At 31.8% G+C, this 15,762-nt stretch carries 18 protein-coding genes; 12 read left to right on the top strand and 6 right to left on the bottom strand.

The features are described from left to right. Positions 1-153: 153 nt before the first annotated feature. The 6 genes from rhaM to FEM21_RS06730 all read left to right on the top strand — a co-directional run bounded on the left by rhaM (position 154) and on the right by FEM21_RS06730 (position 6,203). Positions 154-468, top strand: a complete 315-nt coding sequence (gene rhaM, locus FEM21_RS06755) for an L-rhamnose mutarotase (RefSeq protein ID WP_035659067.1) — start codon at positions 154-156, stop codon at positions 466-468. 14 nt (positions 469-482) lie between these two features. Continuing rightward, a complete protein-coding gene (locus FEM21_RS06750) occupies positions 483-1,757 on the top strand; it encodes a TIM barrel protein (protein WP_035659066.1) in 1,275 nt (424 codons plus the stop codon). Positions 1,758-1,897: 140 nt separating this feature from the next. After that, on the top strand, positions 1,898-3,247 hold the full coding sequence (locus FEM21_RS06745; RefSeq protein WP_035659065.1) for an FGGY-family carbohydrate kinase: 1,350 nt from the start codon (positions 1,898-1,900) through the stop codon (positions 3,245-3,247). Between the two features lie 175 nt (positions 3,248-3,422). Further along, positions 3,423-4,157: a (Fe-S)-binding protein gene (locus FEM21_RS06740; protein WP_035659064.1), complete on the top strand. Its 735-nt coding sequence runs from the start codon at positions 3,423-3,425 to the stop codon at positions 4,155-4,157. Positions 4,158-4,224: 67 nt separating this feature from the next. Then, complete coding sequence (locus FEM21_RS06735; RefSeq protein WP_035659062.1) at positions 4,225-5,616, top strand: lactate utilization protein B; 1,392 nt, start codon at positions 4,225-4,227, stop codon at positions 5,614-5,616. Then, the gene (locus FEM21_RS06730; RefSeq protein ID WP_035659061.1) at positions 5,616-6,203 is read left to right on the top strand and encodes a LutC/YkgG family protein; all 588 of its coding nucleotides are present in this window, start codon (positions 5,616-5,618) and stop codon (positions 6,201-6,203) included. Before FEM21_RS06735 ends, FEM21_RS06730 begins: the two co-directional genes overlap by 1 nt. Before the next feature lie 152 nt (positions 6,204-6,355). Here the strand turns inward: FEM21_RS06730 and msrB are convergent, their stop codons facing one another. Continuing rightward, on the bottom strand, positions 6,356-6,802 hold the full coding sequence (gene msrB / locus FEM21_RS06725) for a peptide-methionine (R)-S-oxide reductase MsrB (protein ID WP_035659060.1): 447 nt from the start codon (positions 6,800-6,802) through the stop codon (positions 6,356-6,358). Positions 6,803-6,808: 6 nt separating this feature from the next. Further along, positions 6,809-7,258, bottom strand: a complete 450-nt coding sequence (locus FEM21_RS06720; protein ID WP_035659059.1) for an META domain-containing protein — start codon at positions 7,256-7,258, stop codon at positions 6,809-6,811. A 217-nt stretch (positions 7,259-7,475) separates the two neighbouring features. Between FEM21_RS06720 and FEM21_RS06715 the strand changes: the two genes are divergently transcribed. Beyond that, positions 7,476-7,925 (top strand): OsmC family protein, encoded by a 450-nt coding sequence (locus FEM21_RS06715; protein ID WP_035659057.1) that lies wholly within the window; start codon positions 7,476-7,478, stop codon positions 7,923-7,925. An 89-nt stretch (positions 7,926-8,014) separates the two neighbouring features. Here FEM21_RS06715 and FEM21_RS06710 read toward each other — a convergent pair whose 3' ends face one another. After that, a complete protein-coding gene (locus FEM21_RS06710; protein ID WP_035659056.1) occupies positions 8,015-10,459 on the bottom strand; it encodes a TonB-dependent receptor in 2,445 nt (814 codons plus the stop codon). A gap of 240 nt (positions 10,460-10,699) precedes the next feature. On the opposite strand from FEM21_RS06710, the gene FEM21_RS06705 reads away from it, so the two are divergent. Continuing rightward, a complete protein-coding gene (locus FEM21_RS06705) occupies positions 10,700-11,005 on the top strand; it encodes a hypothetical protein (RefSeq protein ID WP_035659055.1) in 306 nt (101 codons plus the stop codon). Positions 11,006-11,064: 59 nt separating this feature from the next. Here the strand turns inward: FEM21_RS06705 and FEM21_RS06700 are convergent, their stop codons facing one another. The 3 genes from FEM21_RS06700 to FEM21_RS06690 form a co-directional block, all read right to left on the bottom strand. Beyond that, positions 11,065-11,655: a DUF4142 domain-containing protein gene (locus FEM21_RS06700; protein WP_051627522.1), complete on the bottom strand. Its 591-nt coding sequence runs from the start codon at positions 11,653-11,655 to the stop codon at positions 11,065-11,067. A 310-nt stretch (positions 11,656-11,965) separates the two neighbouring features. Beyond that, positions 11,966-12,253 carry a hypothetical protein gene (locus tag FEM21_RS06695; RefSeq protein WP_035659054.1) on the bottom strand — a complete coding sequence of 96 codons (288 nt, stop codon included), beginning with the start codon at positions 12,251-12,253 and terminating at the stop codon, positions 11,966-11,968. A gap of 75 nt (positions 12,254-12,328) precedes the next feature. After that, on the bottom strand, positions 12,329-12,601 hold the full coding sequence (locus tag FEM21_RS06690; protein ID WP_051627521.1) for a YtxH domain-containing protein: 273 nt from the start codon (positions 12,599-12,601) through the stop codon (positions 12,329-12,331). Between the two features lie 295 nt (positions 12,602-12,896). Here FEM21_RS06690 and FEM21_RS06685 point away from each other — a divergent pair, with 295 nt between their 5' ends. From FEM21_RS06685 to FEM21_RS06670, 4 genes are all read left to right on the top strand, one after another. After that, positions 12,897-13,085 carry a DUF2188 domain-containing protein gene (locus FEM21_RS06685; protein WP_035659053.1) on the top strand — a complete coding sequence of 63 codons (189 nt, stop codon included), beginning with the start codon at positions 12,897-12,899 and terminating at the stop codon, positions 13,083-13,085. A 191-nt stretch (positions 13,086-13,276) separates the two neighbouring features. After that, positions 13,277-14,416, top strand: coding sequence for a glycosyltransferase (locus FEM21_RS06680; protein WP_081824659.1), 1,140 nt, complete (start codon positions 13,277-13,279; stop codon positions 14,414-14,416). Then, positions 14,413-15,204 carry a UDP-galactopyranose mutase gene (locus tag FEM21_RS06675; protein ID WP_035659051.1) on the top strand — a complete coding sequence of 264 codons (792 nt, stop codon included), beginning with the start codon at positions 14,413-14,415 and terminating at the stop codon, positions 15,202-15,204. Before FEM21_RS06680 ends, FEM21_RS06675 begins: the two co-directional genes overlap by 4 nt. A gap of 37 nt (positions 15,205-15,241) precedes the next feature. Continuing rightward, the gene (locus FEM21_RS06670; RefSeq protein ID WP_035659049.1) at positions 15,242-15,721 is read left to right on the top strand and encodes a CinA family protein; all 480 of its coding nucleotides are present in this window, start codon (positions 15,242-15,244) and stop codon (positions 15,719-15,721) included. The last annotated feature ends 41 nt before the right edge of the window (positions 15,722-15,762 follow it).

The following is a 15,762-nucleotide window of genomic DNA, read 5'->3' as shown; positions in this document are numbered from 1 at the left end:
TTCATCTAACGTCCGATTCTTTTCGGGCGTTAGATTTTTCTTAATCTGATTACTGCATCTTTAATTTTTTTATCCTTTTTTAAAATAATTTTTTATAACAATTTAGGGTTTCAAAATTGTTTAGGACTTCCTAATTTATAACTTCCATTTAGTATGAAAAAAGTAGCATTTAAAATGCAATTGCATCAGGGTAAGGTTCAAGAGTACCAAAAAAGACATGATGAATTGTGGCCGGAATTAGCCGAATTACTAAAAAGTGTAGGAGTAGAAGATTACTCCATTTTTTTTGATGATGATACACATGCCCTTTTTGGTGTTTTAAAAATTGAAGATCCTAGCCGATTAGACGAACTACCTAAACATGCTGTTATGCAAAAATGGTGGAAATATATGGGAGACATTATGGATGCCAATCCTGACAATTCTCCAGTGAGTATTTCACTTAAAGAAGTTTTTTATTTACCTTAAAAATTTAAATTATCATGATATTAGATTCTAATAAAATTGCAGCTCACAACGAAGGGCTTTATACTGCACATAAAAACAAATTAGTTTTCACAGCATCAGAAATTGCTCAAAGTGAAAGCATCATTCAAAAATTAATTGATTTCCAAATTGCAATTCCATCTTGGGCTTTAGGAACAGGAGGAACTCGTTTTGGTCGTTTTGCAGGTGGTGGAGAGCCTCGTTCATTAGAAGAAAAAATCGAAGATGTAGGTTTGCTACACGCTTTAAACAAAGCTTCAGGAGCTATTTCATTACACATTCCTTGGGATACTGTGACTGATTATAAGTCTATCAAAGCTTTAGCAGCTCAACACGATTTGAAATTTGACGCTGTTAACTCTAATACATTTCAAGACCAGGCTAATAGTGAGCATTCTTACAAGTTTGGTTCATTACAAAATGTAAACAAAGCAATCCGTAAACAAGCGGTTCAACATAATATTGATGTGATCCAGCAAGGAGCTGAATTAGGTTCTAATTCATTAACAATCTGGTTAGCTGATGGATCTAATTTTCCAGGACAATTGAATTTCCGTAAAGCTTACGAAAATACTTTAGAAAGTTTACAGGAAATTTATGCTGCATTACCAGCTGACTGGAAATTATTCTTAGAGTACAAATGTGCTGAGCCTAACTTCTACTCAACTACAGTAGCTGACTGGGGACAATCTTACTCTTATGTAAAAAAATTAGGTGATAAAGCGAAAACTTTAGTTGATTTAGGTCACCACCTTCCAAATGCTAATATTGAGCAAATTGTTTCTATCTTATTGATGGATGATAAATTAGGAGGTTTTCACTTCAATGATTCTAAATACGGAGATGACGATTTAACTGCAGGTGCATTAAAACCTTATCAGTTATTCTTAATCTTTAGCGAATTAGTTGAAGGAATGGACGCCAGAGGAATGAACCATGCAACTGATTTAGGTTGGATGATTGATGCTTCTCACAATATAAAAGATCCAATGGAAGATTTATTACAATCTGTTGAGGCGATTATGATTGCTTATGCTCAGGCTCTTTCTGTTGACAGAAAAGCTTTAGAAATTGCTCAAAACGAAAATGATGTAGTGAAAGCTCAGGAAATTTTACAAAATGCTTTCCGTACAGATGTTCGTGCATTAGTTGCTGAAGCTCGTTTACGTTCTGGTGCAGCTCTTAATCCAGTGGCTTTATACCGTCAATTAGGAGTTCGTGAGAACTTAATTGGAGAAAGAGGATTAAAAACTGTAGCAACAGGATTATAATTTTGAATTAGGAGTTATGAGTTATGAGTTATGAAGTTTTTTTATTATTAAAAAAACTGACTGTATATGATTGAGCCCTTTCGGACTAAAATAATAAACCCATAACCCATAACTCATAACATATAACACATAATTAAATAATGAATGCAGTAGCCATTTTCGATATTGGAAAAACAAATAAAAAAGCCTTTCTATTTAACGAAAGCTATCAAATTGTCTGGGAAAATTCAGTAAATCTTTCAGAGACAGTTGATGAAGACGGATTTCCATGCGAAGATATTGTAGCGCTAAAAGACTGGTTTTTGGGCTGTTGGGAACAGATGAAATCTCAAACCCAATATAACTTAAAAGCCGTTAATTTTAGTACTTATGGTGCTAGTTTTGTGTATATTGACGAAGAAGGAAATCCTTTAACGCCTTTGTACAATTACCTGAAACCATATCCTGAAAATCTTAAGAATAAGTTTTATACTAAATACAAAGGAGAAGAAGTTTTTGCAGTAAAAACTGCTTCACCAGTTTTGGGAAGCTTAAATTCCGGAATGCAAATTTACCGTTTGAAAAAAGAAAACCCAGAGGTTTTTGACAAGGTAAAATACTGTTTGCATTTACCACAATACATGAGTTTTCTCTTAACAAAAGAAGGATTTACTGATATTACAAGTATAGGATGTCATACTAATCTTTGGAATTTCAATAAAATGAAATACCACAAATGGATTAGAAAGCAAAATATTACTGAAAAGTTAGCTCCAATTCATAGTTCAGAAGACGCTGTTATTATCGAAAACGATATTGCAGTAGGAATTGGTTTACATGACAGTTCATCAGCTTTGATTCCTTACATTATCAATTTTGAAGATCCGTTTGTGTTATTATCAACAGGAACCTGGGTAATTACAATGAACCCGTTTAATGATAAAAAGCTAACCTTTGATGAATTACAAAACGATTGCTTATGCTTTTTACATTATAAAGGTAAACCAGTAAAAGCTTCTCGTTTGTTTGCAGGAAATGAACACGAAATTCAATCGTTAAAACTGGCAAAACATTTTAATGTAGCCGTTGATTCATACAAGCACGTTCTTTATGATAAGGATATTATTAATGAATTAAGAGCTAAATTTGTTCAGTATCAGGGAGACAGTAGTATTTTAAAAGACTGTCCTTTCAACACGAGAGATTTATCGGTTTTTGAAAACTATGATGTAGCTTATCACCAATTGATGTTAGATCTAATCGCTCAACAAATTGTTTCTACTAACTTAGTGATTCACAACAGTCCGGTAAAGAAAGTTTTTGTTGACGGAGGATTTAGTAAAAACTCAATTTATATGAATTTATTAGCCGAAGCTTTCCCAACAATGGAAGTTTATGCCGCATCGATGGCACAAGCCAGTTCATTGGGAGCCGCTCTGGCCATTCATAAGAATTGGAATGCAAAACCAATTCAAAATGATTTAATAGATTTAAAATTTTACAAACATTAATATAAATATGCCTATCATCATTCAATTTAAAAGAATATTGATAGGCAATTTTAATTAAAGTGTTAAACAATAAATAAAAACTCTATGGAATGAGTATAAACTAAAGTTGGATGTAAATTCCAATAGTAGTTATGCGAATTACATAGTATCTTTGAAAAAAATAAAAATCAGCACTATGAAAGTTGGACTTTTTATACCTTGTTATGTGGATCAATTTTATCCGCAAATAGGTATTGCAAGCTTAGAGTTGTTAGAGAAATTTGGATGTGAAGTAAGTTTCCCAATGGATCAAACCTGCTGTGGTCAACCAATGGCTAATAGCGGTTACGCTCATTTAACAGGAGGATGTGATACTAATTTTGTAAATAATTTTTCTGAATTTGATTATGTCGTTTGTCCTTCCGGAAGTTGTACTATGCATGTGAAGGAACACCTTCATTCTAAAGAGAATGAAGCTGCTGCTACGCATATTAGAAAGCATGTGTATGAATTGACAGAATTTTTAACCGATGTATTAAAAGTAGAATCGATTGAAGGAAATTTTCCTTACAAAGTAGGAATGCATCAAAGTTGTCACGGGCAGCGTGGATTAAAGCTTTCGCAAATGAGTGAGCTTAATGCTGCTCCTTTTTCTAAACCTAATCAGTTATTAAGTTCTATTAAAGGTTTAGAATTAGTTTCTTTAAACAGAAAAGATGAATGTTGTGGTTTTGGAGGAACTTTTTGTGTTACAGAAGAGGCAGTTTCAGTAAAAATGGGACAAGATCGTATACAAGATCACAAAGAACACAATGTAGATTACATTACAGGAGGAGACATGTCTTGCTTAATGCATTTAGAAGGAATTCTAAGAAGACAAAAAAGCAATATTAAAGTAATTCACATTGCAGAAATTTTAAACTCAATATAAAATCGCCACTATTAATAAATACAAGGTGATACCATATTTGACAATAAAAAATTAAACTTTCACATATATGAAAGAAAATACAATAGATCATAGTCACGCAGCGGCTATTTTTAATAAAGATGTAGAACGTGTAAACTGGCACGATCAAACACTTTGGTTTGTTCGTTCAAAAAGAGATAAATCAGCTCATGCTATACCAGAATGGGAAGCATTACGTGATACTGCTTCTAAAATAAAATTTAATGTGCTTTCTAACATGCATCATTATTTACAGGAATTTGAAGCTAAAGCCAAAGAAAACGGAATCATTGTTCACTGGGCTGCCGATGGAGCCGAACACAACAAAATAGTACATTCGATCATTGCTAAGCATGGTGTTACCCAAATGGTAAAATCAAAATCAATGCTTACCGAAGAATGTCATTTGAATGATTACTTAGCAGACAATGGAATTGAAGTAATTGATTCTGATTTAGGGGAATTTATTGTTCAATTAAGAAAAGAACCGCCAAGTCATATCGTATTGCCTGCAATTCATCTTAAAAAAGAAGATGTAAGTAATACTTTTCATGAACATTTACATACAGAAAAAGGGAATAACGATCCTCAATATTTAACCGAAGCTGCCCGACAAGAATTAAGAAATACGTTTCTGACGCGCAAAATAGCTTTGACAGGAGTAAACTTTGCTGTTGCCGAAACAGGAGAGTTTGTGGTTTGTACCAATGAAGGAAATGCCGATATGGGTGCACATCTTGCTGATGTACATATTGCCTGTATGGGATTTGAAAAGCTGGTTCCAGAACGTAAACATCTGGGAGTATTTTTAAGACTTTTAGCCCGAAGTGCTACAGGACAGCCTATTACAACTTTTTCAAGCCATTTTAAAAAACCAAGAGAAGGTCAGGAAATGCACATTGTAATTGTTGATAATGGCAGAAGTACTCAATTAGGACGTGAAGAATTTAGAAACTCATTAAAATGTATCCGTTGTGGAGCTTGTATGAATACTTGTCCGGTTTACCGAAGAAGTGGAGGACACAGTTATCACAATGCCGTTGCAGGTCCTATTGGTTCGATTTTGGCTCCAAACTTAGACATGAAAAAGAATGCCGATTTGCCATTTGCAAGTACTTTATGTGGTTCTTGTACTAATGTTTGTCCGGTAAAAATTGATATTCACGATCAGTTGTATAAATGGCGTCAGGTTTTAGTTAAAGAAGGTTATACTCCATCTTCTAAAACAATGGCTATGAAAGGAATGTCGGCAGTTTTAGCAAATCCTACAGTTTTTAAAATCGCAGGAAAAGCAGGCCGATTTGTGATTAAAAACATGCCGTTTATGGTTAATAATAGTATGAATGCCTGGTACAACCAACGAGAAATGCCAGCACCACCAGAGGAATCATTTAGAGAATGGTATGCTAAAAGAGCAAAAGAATCTAAAGACAAGAAATAATGAGCAGTAGAGATAGTATTTTAAATAAAATAAAAAGTAATCAGCCTACAGACCTAAATGAATTACCTAGTCTTAGCTTTTTAGGTTTAGATAAGATAGATGTAATTGAAACTTATAAAACGGTTTTGAAGGGAATTGGTGGTTTTTGTGAAGAAGTGAACAGTATTGAAGAAGTGAAAGCTTACATTGCTACTCATTATCCTACCGCTAAAAGAATAATTACCACTATCCCGGAATTTGGAGATATTGCAGAAACGGATTGGACAAATGATGATCCGCATAGTTTAGCTAATGTTGATTTATCAATTGTAACAGCTCATTTTGGTGTGGCTGAAAATTCAGGACTTTGGGTGACCGATGGAATTCTTGGTCAAAGAGTTTCTCCTTTTATCGCGCAATATTTATCTATTATTGTAAATAAAAAAGACATTTTGCCTACAATGCAACAGGCTTATGAGCGTATTGGTAATTTAGATTATGGTTTTGGTACTTTTATAGCCGGACCTTCTAAAACTGCCGATATCGAACAGTCATTAGTTCTTGGAGCTCATGGAGCCAGAGGATTAGTTGTTTTTTTAATGAACTAATTGTTTATTAAACCATTAAGAAATTCAGGTAATTTAAGTTTTATTTTAAAAATAAATAAGCCGACAAGTTTTTTAAAGACTGTCGGCTTTGTTTTTAATGTTCGGAATTTTTAACTCTTAATTCTCTAAATTTCTTAATGATTTAAGAACTTTCACTCTTTTATTTTTTCTAAAGAAACTGCGTTAATGCAATAACGTAAACCGCTTGGTTCAGGTCCATCAGGAAAAACATGTCCTAGATGAGCATCACAAATATTGCAAACACATTCAATTCGAATCATTCCATAACTCACATCTTTGTTGTAAGCAACATTTTCAACAACCATTGGCTGCGTAAAAGAAGGCCAGCCTGTTCCGCTTTGAAATTTAGTTGTAGCATCAAATAGAGGTGTTTTACAACATTTACAGGCATATTTTCCAGGTTCAAAAAGATTACACATTTCTGAACTATGTGCTCTTTCAGTTCCTTGCTGACGCGTTACATAATATTCTTCGTCAGTTAACATTGCTTTCCATTCCTGAGCAGTTTTTTCTACTCGTTTTGGTGGAGTTGGATTGCCATGTGTGGCATATTTTATAAGGTCGTTCCAGTTTAGCATATTTTTTTATTTAAGATATACGGCTACAAATTTGGCTAAAGGAGCCATTCTCGCTTTGTTTAATTGTAAAGTATCGTTTTTTATCGTGTAATTATCAACTGTTTCAAGTACTTTAAAAAAGTCATTTTCAACGGTAGGCTTTAAACAGGCCATTCTTGTGGAACCTATTTTTGAAAATGAAATACGATTCACATTTGCCTGTAGTTCATAAGTTCCGAAAAAAGAATTACAGCCACCGTTTCCGTTAACTCTATTTTCTTCTTTTTTTAAAATTAAATGAGGTTCTTTGGCTGCAAAATTTTCTACGGTTACTTTTTGACCGTTAATTTCAATCAATTTCCAATATTTTTCGGTGATTTCAGAGCTTTTTTCGTTTTTTACATTTTTTGTACTATTACAAGAAAATAATAAAATAGAAAAAGAGAATAAGCCAATTATTTTGAAGTGCTTTTTCATTTTGGGGCAGTTTAAGGTTGTTATTACAAATATAATAAAGCAAATACAGATTAGCTGTTTATGATATCCTAATTTTTCTTTTCAAAGTCTAGTATAAAAATTGGAACGCAGATTAAACAGATTTAAGAAATTGGTACAGATTAAATTTTTTTAAATCTTTGTGCCCTTTGCGAAAAACATTGCGACCTTTGCGGTTAAGTAGATTTATATTTGATATATGGGATTTAAGCATTTATTCAAGGCAAAATTAAACTGGAATTTGGTTTTCAAAAGATATATTAAAACGCACCAAATTAGTATTGATGGAAAGGCTATTTTAGATGTTTCGGCAGCCAAAGCATTCAAGGGTGATCCTAATTTATACAATCCCGAAGACTTATTGTTGAGCAGTGTAACTTCCTGTCACATGATGTCTTATTTGTATGTGTGTTCTCAAAACAATATAACTGTAATTTCATATGAAGATAATGCCGAAGCAACTCTTGAAGTTTTAGAAAATGGTTCAGGCCGAATTGTAGAAATACGTTTGTTTCCTAAAGTAATTATTCAGGAAAAGGAAAAAACAGAAGAAGCTTTAAGTTTACACACAAAAGCAAATGAACTTTGTTTTATAGCCAATTCTTGTAATTTTCCCATTTTACATTTTCCAGAATGTAGGGTAGAGTAAGTATAAAACTGAAGTAGTACTACTTTTATGAAAAAAAGGCTTGTAATCCATAAGATTAACAAGCCTTTTAGCATTATAAAGTGTAATTTTTAAAATTTGTAAGTCACACCAACTCTAAAGTTTCTAGGAGCTTCGGTTTGCCAATAGTATACTCCTTCACTAACCCATTGATAAAAGGAACCGCTGTATAAATATTTGTCTAAAATGTTGAATACATTAGCTGTTACTTTAAATTTATTTGTTTCATAAGACAAACCACCATCCATTTTGAAATAGGTTGGTAATTTTTCTAATCCCGGACTCCAGGTATCAGTTTGACGTCCGGCAAGATAAGTTCCTCCAATAGAAGCGCCAAAACCTTTTAAGATTCCGCTAGGGAATGTATAGTTTAACCATGCGTTTGCCACATGTTTTGAATAGCCAGGAATGATATCGCCTTTATTGATACCTGTAGCTTGAGAAATAGCATCTGAAATTTTAGTTACTTTAGATTCTGTAAAAGCGTAATTGGCAATTAAGTTTAAACCCTCTACAATTTTACCTCTTAAATCAACCTCAAATCCTTCAGCTTTATTCTCACCTAAAATTACACTGTAATTTTCTCCGGGAGTATTTTGAGGGTCACTTGTTAATTCATTCTGCTTCAATATACTATAAGCAGATAGAGTAGTGCTCCATGCTCCGTTGAACCAGTCTTTTTTAATACCTATCTCCCTGTTTGTACCAGTTAGAGGTTTTACACTACCACTTCTGGTAATCCCTGGCTGAGGAGAAAAAGCTTGGTCGTATAATGCGTACATAGAAGTGGATGGATTAATTGAATAACTTAAACCTATTCGAGGAGTGATATGACCGTCAGAGGCTGGATCACTGTAAGTACTTGTTTGTTTTATCCAGGTATAACGGGCTGCAAGTGTTAATCTTAATTTGTTTTCAAAAAATCCCAGTTCATCCTGAGCATAAGCTGCAGCATATTGAGAGCCATATGTGGCTACAGCTCTTTCTTTAAGTGGTGTTTCACGATCGAAATTAGGTAAACCATTAACAGGTGTTCCATAATTTGGATTATAAACATTAAATGGTGTAGTAAATGTATCAAGGTCATGTGATTGTCCCCAATCAGCTAAGTAATCTTTACTACCTAAATCAATTCCTCCTAAAAATTTATGAGTAACTTTACCGGTGTTAAATTTTCCGTTTAAGAACATTTGCCCTAAATACATATTACCATCAGCATCCCAGATACTAACATTTCTAATTTCTTCTCCAGCGTCTAAAACTTGTGTATCTGGAATTTTATCGTCATCGGTATCAATAAAATGTGGCCCTACAGCACTAGGCCAAGAACTGTAGCCTTGTTGTAGATATTTAAAATAAGAAGTTTGAGCTGTAAATTTCCAGTTAGAATTAAAGTTATGTTCAAACATTAAATACGCACTATGGTCATTGATTTTTGTATCTGGTACACCAGGTTGTGTCATAGTAAAACCTACCGGTAAATTTGCATATCCGCCACTAGCAGGACCAAAAACATAATACGAACCTACTTCGGTAGTGTTAGCATGTTGATAGTTATATTCTAAAGTAATTTTAGTTTTATCATCAACTTGATATGAAATTACAGGTGCAATTGCATAGCGATCATTGTGTTCAAATTTACGATGTGATCCTCTGTTTTGAGCAGAACCATTAAAGCGGTACAATAATTTCCCTTTTTTATCTAGTTTTCCATCTAGATCAATACTTGCTCTGTAAAAGTCAAAACTTCCGCCTGTAACGTTTACTTCACCTTTAGTGATCCCTGTTGGTTTTTTGGTAACTACATTATATAATCCGCTTGGATCTCCGCTTGAAAGCATAAATCCTGCAGGTCCTTTTACAAATTCGATATGATCTACAAAACTCATGTCTTCAGTAAGTGGTCCCCAGAAAGAGGATACTACGTTAAAACCATTACGGAAAGCTTGTATTTGAGAACCACGCATATTAATGTTAGTGTACATATCTCCCCAGTGTTCTAAACGAACTGCTCCACTAACATTACGAATAACACCGTCACTCATACTGGTAATTTGTTGGTCTTTTAAGGTTTGACCACTAATGATTTGGATGTTTTGTGGAATTTCTAAAACTGGAGTATTTAAACGAAGTGACAACGAAGGCTGATTTTGTTTGTATTTATTTTTCTTAATGATTACTTCATTTAGCTCCTCCTTATTTTCATTTAATTTAAAATTTCTAGTAATAGTCTGGTTACTGTTTACCGTTATATTTTCTGTAATTGCTTTAATTGCAATACCATTTATACTTAAAATGTAATTGCCCGGCTTAACATTTTTAAACTCATATTGGCCATTAAAATTAGTAACAGTATTATATTTTGTATTTCTTAAAGCAACTGCAATATTTTCTGCAGGACTATTATCACTTAATGTGACTTTACCAATAATTTTCCCTGAATTTTGTCCCATCATAGTCAATGAAACTAAAAAAAACAGTGTAAATAAAATTTTTTGCTGATAAGATATCTTCATTTATTTTTTGTTTAGAATTATTTCGGCAAAAGTAAATGCTAAAATTTTCTTAAACAAATTATTTTTACTTATTCTAAATAAAATTAAAAAAAACAATTTGTTTTTAAATGTCTATTTGTAGCGTTATTGCTTTATATAATGGATGTGCTAATTATGAAAAAATCGTAGTTAATTTTGTAATAATTAAGTTGATTATCTGAATAAATTTATAATACGTATAACATTTAACTACAAACTATTATGGAAAATAGATATGATAAATCACAACAAAATAATCGTGCTGAAGAAAGCAAAGGATTAAGAAATACAGAATATAATGAGATTGAATCCGATAATAAATATGAAGATGCACTCAAAGATATTGATGAAGCAAATGAAAGTTTTGAGTTAAACAGTGAAGAACAGAATCAACCTGACAGAGAAATAGAAAATCCTAAAGAAAAAGAGCGAGATAAAGAAAATGATAAGGATAGAAGTCTCGATGAACATCCTCAAAAGGACCAGAGAATAGAGCGGCAAAATCCTAGTGGTGATGATCAGAAATAAGGAAATTAAAAAAGGGAAAGTTTAAAACTTTCCCTTTTTTGGTAATTCAGCTAAAAAAATTATTTCTTATCTAATTTTTCTTTAATCATTTTAGCTTCCTGAAGATGTTTTGTTAATGCAGTAATTTGAGTTGAAGCCCAGGTTTTTGCATTTTGGTCATTATCATTATCAGTCGAAGCATCTTCTAATTTTTTAATAGCTTTTTCATGACCATTGATTACTTCATCAATGAATTTTTTGTCAAAATCATGACCCGTTTTTTTGTTTAATTGGTCATACTCATTTTTACCTTTATCAGTCAATGAAGTTGGTAATGTAATTTGTTTGCTATCGGCTAACATCTTTAATTCGTTGCTTGCTTTAGCATGTTCTGTAACTAACATAGCAGCAAATTTTTTAACTTCAGGATGAGTCGCTTTTTCCTGTGCTAATTTGGCTGATTCAATTTCAGTCAGATTAATTTCAGCAATATCCACAAAGAACGATGCCTGATCTTCTTTAGAATCTACTTCTTCAAATTTTGTTTCGTTAATTTCTTCAGCAGCATCTTTAGTATCTTCTGGTTTTGCAGCATCTTTACAAGAAATAAATGTTAAAGCGATAAGTCCTGCTATTAAAAAACTTTTGCGGACAGTAAATAAATTTTTCATAATATTTAAGATTTTTATGTTATAGAATAAAAATATTCTATTTATTGATGAGGAATTTATACAATTAGCCAATTGTTTTATAATATTCCAATTTTTAAGAGATGTTATTTTAGTGAAATTACCGTATTAGATTTTTCAATATTATTGACAGCAGTATCAAGAAATATATTGCTGTTTTGAACAAAATAAGATTACAGTTTTAATGAGAAAACTATTCTTTTGTAAAATGGAATATGATTATACTAAGGAATAACATAGTGCTACTATTTATTAGCTATGTTGATTGATAATACATTTTATGAAAGTGATATTAGCGAAAAAGATTGATTACAGCTAATAATAAGGTGAAGATTGATCCTGTCATAAAAAAGTCATGGAAAGATGTTGTTAATTGCTCATCAATCCATAAAGTAATACCAAAACTAATAGTTATAACTGACAATGCAATTGTTATAAAAACAGCAAATCGAAAAATTAGCAGATAAATTATATCTTCTGATTTCTCAATGGCGTTTAGTTGAAACATTTCAAAAAATGCCTTACTATAATTTTCTGTTTTTTGTAGAAAAGTAGCTGTATTTGTTACATTGTCAGTCATAATCTATATCTTTTACTACATTAATTGTATTCTATTAATAACGAACAAAATTCCAACTAATTGTAGTTAGAAATATTAATAAATATTTCTTTTTTCTACAGTAGCTGTTGCTTTTTCAGCTAAGTCTGTAGCTTCTTCTTTTACGTTTTCTTTTACGTTTTGAAATTGATTCTTTAAAGAACTTTCTAAATTATTGTATTTAGATTTCGCTTTATCTACAAGATTATTTTTCTTGTCTATAATTTTGTTGCGGGTTTCTGAACCTTTATCAGGTGCAAAAAGAATTCCTAATACTGTTCCTATAGCAAGACCTGCTGCTACTCCTGATACTACTTTAGCTGTGCTCATAATCTTTAGATTTTAATTGTTTATTAATTTTTTATTTCAAAAAAATGATTTCCTATTTCAGTTAAATATTATAATCTATTACTAACATTATAAAATCAAATTTGATGTTTTGTAAAATTATAAATCATTAAGAGAGAATTCGTTTCATAATTTTTAAAAGAAATTTCAATATTTCCATATTGAGAAAAGACAGCTCTTTAAGTGTTAATTATATAAAGGACAAAATGAATTGTGTAATTTGATAAAACTCCTTCCAATTATATTTGGTTTTAGTATTAATTTAAAAATTAAGCTTATGCCGTGGACAAAAAAAAATTATCCCGATGCAATGAAGAATCTTTCGGTTAAAATTAGAAATAAAGCTATTGAAATTGCTAATGCTATTTTGAGAGATGGAAAATTAGATGAAGGAGCTGCGATTGCTACAAGTATTAGTAAAGCTAAAGAAACTGTGGAGAATAAAAGTGATAAAAAGAAAAAGTAATTTGAATTTAATAAATCTATAATTCAAAATAAGTATTACTATTTCTAATTACTGGTAATTATATAACTATCCTGCTGTAAAGTGTAAGAAATTACAAGAACCTGATTATAAATTTGTAGTCAGCAAAATTTGGAAAAAATGCCCCGTTTTCCGAATACGATTTTAAATTGAATAACCTAAAAATTAGTAGTATGATAGATAATTTACACAACGCCCAAAAAAAAACTTTTACTGATGAAATCTCATCTTATCATGATTCAGCTGAATATTATGATATGATTGTATTTAGTCATTTAAGATGGCAATTTGTTTATCAGCGTCCGCAACATATTATTAGCCGAATGGCAAAAACAATGAAAATTCTTTTTGTTGAAGAACCATTGGCATACGATGAAAATGAAGATTCAGGAAACATTATCATTATTGACGAAATGCTACATGTTTTACAGCCTAATGTAAAAGATATTCCGTCTATAGCTTCGATAATTCCTAAATATGTAAGTAATGAAAGTATTCCTTTTGGATGGTTTTATTCGGCGGTTTTTTATTCGCTATTAGATACCGTTCATTTTGAAAATGTAATTTATGATTGTGTTGACGAGCTTTCGTTATTTAAAAACGCTCCGGAACATTTATTCAATCAGGAAAAATATTTAATTACTCAGGCAAATATCATTTTTACAGCTGGAAAATCATTGTACGAAATCAAGAAACAATATCATAAAAATGTGTATTGTTTTCCTAATTCAGTAGATCAATATCATTTTGCAAAAGCATTAAACGGAATCGCTATTCCTGATGATATTACGCATTTAAAATCACCAATTGTTGGTTATTGTGGTGTAATCGATGAGCGTATTGATTTAGAATTACTTCACGAAGTGGCAAAGAAATTACCTAATGTATCATTTGCTATGATTGGACCATTAGTAGGAATTAGCGAAGATGAGCTCCCTAAAGAACCTAATATCCATTACTTCGGACTAAGATTGTACAATCAGTTGCCAAATTATCTAAAAGCATTCGATATTGCAATGATGCCATTTGTTGTAAACGATAGTACTAAATTTATAAGTCCTGTAAAAACATTAGAATATATGGCTGCAGGAAGACCAATAATTTCGACTAAAATTAATGAAGTTGTTAAAAATCATGGTATTAGTGTGAGCCTGATTGAAACTGCCGATGAATTTAGCGAAGCCATTCAGTTTTCATTAGACAAAAGAGACCGTTTGTCAATGGAATTAGAATATTACCATACACTTAAAAAAACATCCTGGGATACCACTGCCGATAAGATGAAATCAATAATTAAAACTTTTGCAAAATGAAAAATATCGATATTTTAATCATAGGCGCAGGAATTTCAGGCGCAATTTTAGCCGAACGTTATGCCTCACTAGGAAAGAAGGTTTTAATTATCGAAAAGAAAAATCATATTGCAGGAAATTGTTATGATTATTTAGATGAAGATGGCAATTTAGTTTCTAAATATGGATCACATTTATTTTACACAACTGAAGATGTTGTTTGGGATTATGTGAATCAATTTTCAGACTGGAATCCTATAGTAGTCAGCAATAATCATGATGATGCTTATTTGTCAAATTTGTATCAGGCATTGCCAAAAGAAGGTTTCACAAAATTGTTCGAAAATATATTAGACAATCCGAATATTGAGGTATTGTTAGACACAGATTATTGTGATATAAAAGACCAATATACTAATTATGAAAAACTGTTTTACACAGGACCGGTAAATCGTTTTTTTGAATTTACACATCAGTTTTCTGAGAAATTAGAAGGTCGTTCCATTCATTTTGTTAGCGAATCCACCGATTATGAATCATTCGAAGAAAAAATTACTGAGGTAACTGAAGTTCCAAAGTTCGAAAATGACAATCTGGACAAAGCAGCATTTATACATGGATTTATTACTAAAGATGAGGTGTTTTATGCTGTTCCAAGTGCGCTCAATCAGGAAAATGCTGAACTTGACTTAGTACAAAAAGCGACTAACTACAATTATTTTAATATTGATGAAGAGTTTAAAAATGCTTTGGATTTATTTCATCAGCTCGAAAAAAGTAATGAAACAATTTACAAAACAGCAGTGTAGAAAGATGTATTAATAAGCTATTATTAAAATCAAAATTATGCCGTCAGAGATTGTTATAAAATGCAGTAAAGCTTTAGCTGAAAAAGGGTGGAATATTGCTTTTGCCGAAAGTGCTACTGCAGGAAGAATGAGCGCCGAATTTTCAATGACTGTAGATTCCGGAAAAGTTTTGCGTGGAGGAATTGTATGTTATCAGGTATTTGTAAAAGAGCAATTATTAAAAGTACCTTACTCAACAATTGAAAATTACACGGCTGAATCTGCCGAAGTAACTCAAATATTAGCGCAGCAGGTAGCTCAGTTTTTTAATTCGAAAGTGACTGTGGCCATTACAGGATTAACCACAGCAGGAGGCAGTGAAACTGCAACAAAACCTGTTGGAACCATTTTTTTTAGTATCATAACTCCTAATGAAAACATTAATTGTCAGGAAATTTTTAAAGGTTCTCCAGAAGAAATTGTACTTCAGGCAATAGATAAAACGGCCAGACTCATTATAGAAAGTATCACGAAATAATTAAAAAAAACCTGTAATTCTTAATTTAAGAATTACAGGTT

The sequence above is a fragment of the Flavobacterium seoulense genome (genome assembly GCF_000695795.1).
Lineage (GTDB): Bacteria > Bacteroidota > Bacteroidia > Flavobacteriales > Flavobacteriaceae > Flavobacterium > Flavobacterium seoulense.
This window is presented reverse-complemented; position numbering and strand designations above follow the sequence as displayed.

What these genes read in the sequence shown, in the direction of transcription:
- rhaM (WP_035659067.1), top strand. Translation starts at nt 154, where the DNA reads ATGAAAAAAGTAGCATTTAAAATGCAATTGCATCAGGGTAAGGTTCAA.
- FEM21_RS06750 (WP_035659066.1), top strand. Translation starts at nt 483, where the DNA reads ATGATATTAGATTCTAATAAAATTGCAGCTCACAACGAAGGGCTTTAT.
- FEM21_RS06745 (WP_035659065.1), top strand. Translation starts at nt 1,898, where the DNA reads ATGAATGCAGTAGCCATTTTCGATATTGGAAAAACAAATAAAAAAGCC.
- FEM21_RS06740 (WP_035659064.1), top strand. Translation starts at nt 3,423, where the DNA reads ATGAAAGTTGGACTTTTTATACCTTGTTATGTGGATCAATTTTATCCG.
- FEM21_RS06735 (WP_035659062.1), top strand. Translation starts at nt 4,225, where the DNA reads ATGAAAGAAAATACAATAGATCATAGTCACGCAGCGGCTATTTTTAAT.
- FEM21_RS06730 (WP_035659061.1), top strand. Translation starts at nt 5,616, where the DNA reads ATGAGCAGTAGAGATAGTATTTTAAATAAAATAAAAAGTAATCAGCCT.
- msrB (WP_035659060.1), bottom strand. Translation starts at nt 6,802, where the DNA reads ATGCTAAACTGGAACGACCTTATAAAATATGCCACACATGGCAATCCA.
- FEM21_RS06720 (WP_035659059.1), bottom strand. Translation starts at nt 7,258, where the DNA reads ATGAAAAAGCACTTCAAAATAATTGGCTTATTCTCTTTTTCTATTTTA.
- FEM21_RS06715 (WP_035659057.1), top strand. Translation starts at nt 7,476, where the DNA reads ATGGGATTTAAGCATTTATTCAAGGCAAAATTAAACTGGAATTTGGTT.
- FEM21_RS06710 (WP_035659056.1), bottom strand. Translation starts at nt 10,459, where the DNA reads ATGAAGATATCTTATCAGCAAAAAATTTTATTTACACTGTTTTTTTTA.
- FEM21_RS06705 (WP_035659055.1), top strand. Translation starts at nt 10,700, where the DNA reads ATGGAAAATAGATATGATAAATCACAACAAAATAATCGTGCTGAAGAA.
- FEM21_RS06700 (WP_051627522.1), bottom strand. Translation starts at nt 11,655, where the DNA reads ATGAAAAATTTATTTACTGTCCGCAAAAGTTTTTTAATAGCAGGACTT.
- FEM21_RS06695 (WP_035659054.1), bottom strand. Translation starts at nt 12,253, where the DNA reads ATGACTGACAATGTAACAAATACAGCTACTTTTCTACAAAAAACAGAA.
- FEM21_RS06690 (WP_051627521.1), bottom strand. Translation starts at nt 12,601, where the DNA reads ATGAGCACAGCTAAAGTAGTATCAGGAGTAGCAGCAGGTCTTGCTATA.
- FEM21_RS06685 (WP_035659053.1), top strand. Translation starts at nt 12,897, where the DNA reads ATGCCGTGGACAAAAAAAAATTATCCCGATGCAATGAAGAATCTTTCG.
- FEM21_RS06680 (WP_081824659.1), top strand. Translation starts at nt 13,277, where the DNA reads ATGATAGATAATTTACACAACGCCCAAAAAAAAACTTTTACTGATGAA.
- FEM21_RS06675 (WP_035659051.1), top strand. Translation starts at nt 14,413, where the DNA reads ATGAAAAATATCGATATTTTAATCATAGGCGCAGGAATTTCAGGCGCA.
- FEM21_RS06670 (WP_035659049.1), top strand. Translation starts at nt 15,242, where the DNA reads ATGCCGTCAGAGATTGTTATAAAATGCAGTAAAGCTTTAGCTGAAAAA.